This window comes from Buttiauxella noackiae ATCC 51607 (assembly GCF_001654865.1).
GTDB classification, from domain to species: Bacteria; Pseudomonadota; Gammaproteobacteria; order Enterobacterales; family Enterobacteriaceae; genus Buttiauxella; species Buttiauxella noackiae.
This window is the reverse complement of sequence record NZ_LXEO01000074.1, coordinates 1-3,194: the sequence shown is the minus strand read 5'-3', so window position 1 is coordinate 3,194 and position 3,194 is coordinate 1. Positions and strand designations below refer to the sequence as shown.

General features: G+C 54.7%; 4 protein-coding genes and 1 pseudogene. 2 read left to right on the top strand and 3 right to left on the bottom strand.

Features of this window, described 5'->3' with window-relative positions; translation table 11 throughout:
* The first annotated feature begins 184 nt into the window (after nucleotides 1–184).
* Entirely contained in the window at nucleotides 185–628 is a 444-nt protein-coding gene (gene parS, locus M979_RS22135) for a type II RES/Xre toxin-antitoxin system antitoxin (protein ID WP_064556432.1), read from the top strand.
* On the top strand, nucleotides 625–1,083 hold the full coding sequence (locus tag M979_RS22130; RefSeq protein ID WP_064556431.1) for an RES family NAD+ phosphorylase: 459 nt from the start codon (nucleotides 625–627) through the stop codon (nucleotides 1,081–1,083). The genes parS and M979_RS22130 overlap by 4 nt, the downstream gene beginning before the upstream one ends.
* Before the next feature lie 26 nt (nucleotides 1,084–1,109).
* On the opposite strand, the gene M979_RS22125 is transcribed toward M979_RS22130, so the two are convergent.
* The 3 genes and pseudogenes from M979_RS22125 to M979_RS22115 all read right to left on the bottom strand — a co-directional run.
* Nucleotides 1,110–1,865, bottom strand: a complete 756-nt coding sequence (locus tag M979_RS22125; RefSeq protein ID WP_064556430.1) for a tyrosine-type recombinase/integrase — start codon at nucleotides 1,863–1,865, stop codon at nucleotides 1,110–1,112.
* A 456-nt stretch (nucleotides 1,866–2,321) separates the two neighbouring features.
* Nucleotides 2,322–2,793 (bottom strand): annotated as a pseudogene (locus M979_RS22950) (transposase); the annotation flags it as partial.
* A gap of 50 nt (nucleotides 2,794–2,843) precedes the next feature.
* On the bottom strand, nucleotides 2,844–3,194 hold a 351-nt coding region (locus M979_RS22115; protein ID WP_280643567.1), incomplete at its 5' end, for an inverse autotransporter beta domain-containing protein.

Below are 3,194 nucleotides of genomic sequence, written 5' to 3'. Positions count from 1 at the left end.
ACCGGAAGTTGAGGGTCGATTGTCACAGTTACGGCGGTGAAGTAAGGAGCGATTGCCAGTCTTACGGTACTAATCTTAAAACTTCAGGCATTTCCCATAGGTCATCGCTGAAGATGAAGAACCGTGCATAATTTGCTCATGTGGTACCATATGGTGATAATAAAAATACCATCCGGAGGCGCTTATGAAAGTCTTTACACCCACAACATCCGCTCACCGCCCTGACAACCTGTGGAAACACGTCGGGCTGAACGTCTCCGACAGCCTGATGCTGGTAGATGAGATTGATAAAGGGCTGGAAGGCGAAGTGGCCAGCCGCATCGTCTCCTGGGCGCACATCACCCAGGCCGATCTGCGCCGCATGACCGGTATTCCCGGCACCACGTTTAACCGCAACAGTAAAACCCGTTTCAGTCCGGCACAGAGCGAACGTCTGGTGCGGTTCATCCGCGTGCTGGATAAGGCGGTGGATCTGTTTGAAGGGGATAAAGCGGCGGCCCAGCAGTGGCTCAATGAACCCAGCCGCGCCCTGGGCTGGAAAAAACCGGCCGACCTGCTGGCCTCTGAGTCCGGTGCCTGGGAAGTGATGAAACTCATCACCCGGCTTGAGCACGGGGTATACTCCTGAAGCTCTGGCGTCTGACCAGAACCCGTTACCTGATGACCGCCTGGACCGGGCAGGGCGCAAAAGAGGCAGGCGGCCGCTGGAACAGCGTCGGGACCGCCATGGTCTACACCTCGGAAGCCGCCTCGCTGACCATGCTCGGGACCCTGGTGCATCTGCATGCCGCAAATCTGCTCGATTCGTTTACCCTGCTGTCGGTGGACGTGCCGGATGCGTTGATTCAGGTGACTGGAAAAGAGAGCCTGACGCAGTACCGGGCGGCATCAGAAGCTCCGTCGGCCCTGGCCGACATCGGCGATCAGTGGGTGAGAAGCGGTGAAGCGGTGGCACTGCGCATTCCGAGTGCGCTCTCACCGGTGGAGTACAATTTCCTGCTCAGCCCGGCCCATACTGAATATGCGAATATTATCAGCCAGGCCGTCCCGGTAGATTTCCGCTTTGATGAACGTCTGAAGTAGTCATTTTTCTTTTAGCCACTTCAGGTTCAGCGGTTATCGCGCAGCAGCTGCAGCGCATCACCCACCGGCAGGGTGAATGTCACGTTCTGACTGGCGGCGACATCGAGCGCAAATACCTTCGTATATACTTCGGTGCTCTCGTACTTTTCATGGCCCATCAGGGACTGCAGCACCTTCGGTGGCGTGTGGCCGTAAAGCAGATGCATCGCAAAACTGTGGCGGAATGTGTGCGGGGAGATCTCCACCGTAAAGGTGACGCCGTCACGCTCCGCCTGGTTCACGGCCCCTTTCAGCCAGTTCCTCACGGTCCGGTCCGTGACACGCCACACCGGCATGGCGCGTTTTTCTCCCGTCAGCGCATCCACCTCAAACTTCTCCCGGGTACTGGCAAACAGATTGCGCATCTCCCGGACGTAATCCGCATCAGACAGCACCACCACCCGGTTGGCGGATTTGCCTTTCTGCGGACGCCCACCACCGGTGCGTCGCTGCTTGGCGGTACGGATCACCACATGCGGAATGTCATCATTCAGTCTGAAATCTCGCCGCCTCAACGCCAGCGCTTCATTGATCCGCGCGCCGGTGTTCCACAGCGTGTTGACCAGGCCGTGCTGTGTCCAGTCCGGCAGATAGTGGAGCAGGGCGGCCACTTCCGGCGCCAGCAGATATTTGGGCAGTTCGGTGTAATGCAGGGCCATACGCCGCAGGGCGATCGCCCGGCCGTAATCCGGCGTTCCACCGGACGGAACCGGGGCATTCAGGGTGACAGGATGTAAAGACATGACACCTCATGATAAAGGATGCGCTACGTAAAATCTGACGGGTGCCAACCACGGAAACCTTTCAGAATTCACGTAGCGCAATCTGGTGGAAAACTGCGTCTATTTTCGCCTTCATGGCACCGCTTCGCCACTGAAAAAACCCGCAGAGGCGGGCAGGAAGCATTTCCGCTTTCCATAAATATACCAGAAAACGGAAAAAGAAAAATGTCAGGCCGGATCGGAAAAGGATCCGGAGATGATCCTTTTACCCTGGATGATGGGGTGGAAAGCAGGGAAGGGCACCACATCCAGGGGAAAGGTGTGAAAATCCCCCCTGAGTACGCAGGTTGCCGGGAATTACATAAAGCGGAAAGGGTTTGTGCAGCAGGGCGAGGTCACTTACCGATAACTAGATGTAGCAACTGAAGTGGCATAGTTAATTTGACATCCTGCAATTAGGGTGTATCACGCAAAATTGTCGTAAGTACCGTCTGAAGCCACCTTAATATTACGATGAGTCTGCCAGATAAGCCCCGGGAAGGCCACCGCATCGGTGACGTTGTTCAGGGATAAATCGACGCAGATAACCTCGGGGGTCTCTCCGTCCACCGCCAGGTGCAATTTTCTCCAGATGCGCGCTTATCCTGACCGTGCTTTTTGACCTTCCACTCACCCTCACCACAGACTTTCAGGTCGGTGAAATCGATAACCAGGAGCTTCTTCAGGGTAAAAATGGAATTAATAAATCCCTGAGCAGCCCCAGCGAAAGACACGTTTGGGTGGGAATAGCGAATCCAGAATAGCGTGCGGACTGCCACGTGAAGGCATTCCTGGTTCGTCATACCAGGCCTGAATGGCCGACTCATCAAGACAGAACGGATGAGCCCCGGTTGACGAGCGCCTTGTTGTAGGCGTTCCAGTTGGTGATTTTGAACTTATGTTTTGCCATAAGATACCGCCAGAAGGCACTGGAATGTGGTGGTCAGATCCTGGTTGCGGTCAAAAGTTAGATTTATTCAAGCCATTAAGAGGGTAACCAGCCGTTTGTAGTAATATCAAAATCATCCGGACGAGGTTCATCATCATCTTCAAAATCCCGCGCCATATGCCAGTCACTCTGCCAAAGTAACTGTTAGCAGAAAATCGCAGGTAATTGGTCCAGGCTTCTGCACCAATGCCAACCCTCCGGTTATGTCCGGTAATATCGTTATCAAAGAAAACGTTTGTACCGTACATCCATTGACCACGGAACAAACGCACTCCCCCCCCCATATTCAGAGTGGTTCGACCTTCATGGCGGCGACCCCCGGGTTGAACGAAGAGCACATCCTTACCGTTATCATATAAATG

Bases quoted from the DNA above. Each gene is read 5' to 3' on its own strand.
- parS (WP_064556432.1), top strand. From the start codon at position 185: ATGAAAGTCTTTACACCCACAACATCCGCTCACCGCCCTGACAACCTG.
- M979_RS22125 (WP_064556430.1), bottom strand. From the start codon at position 1,865: ATGTCTTTACATCCTGTCACCCTGAATGCCCCGGTTCCGTCCGGTGGA.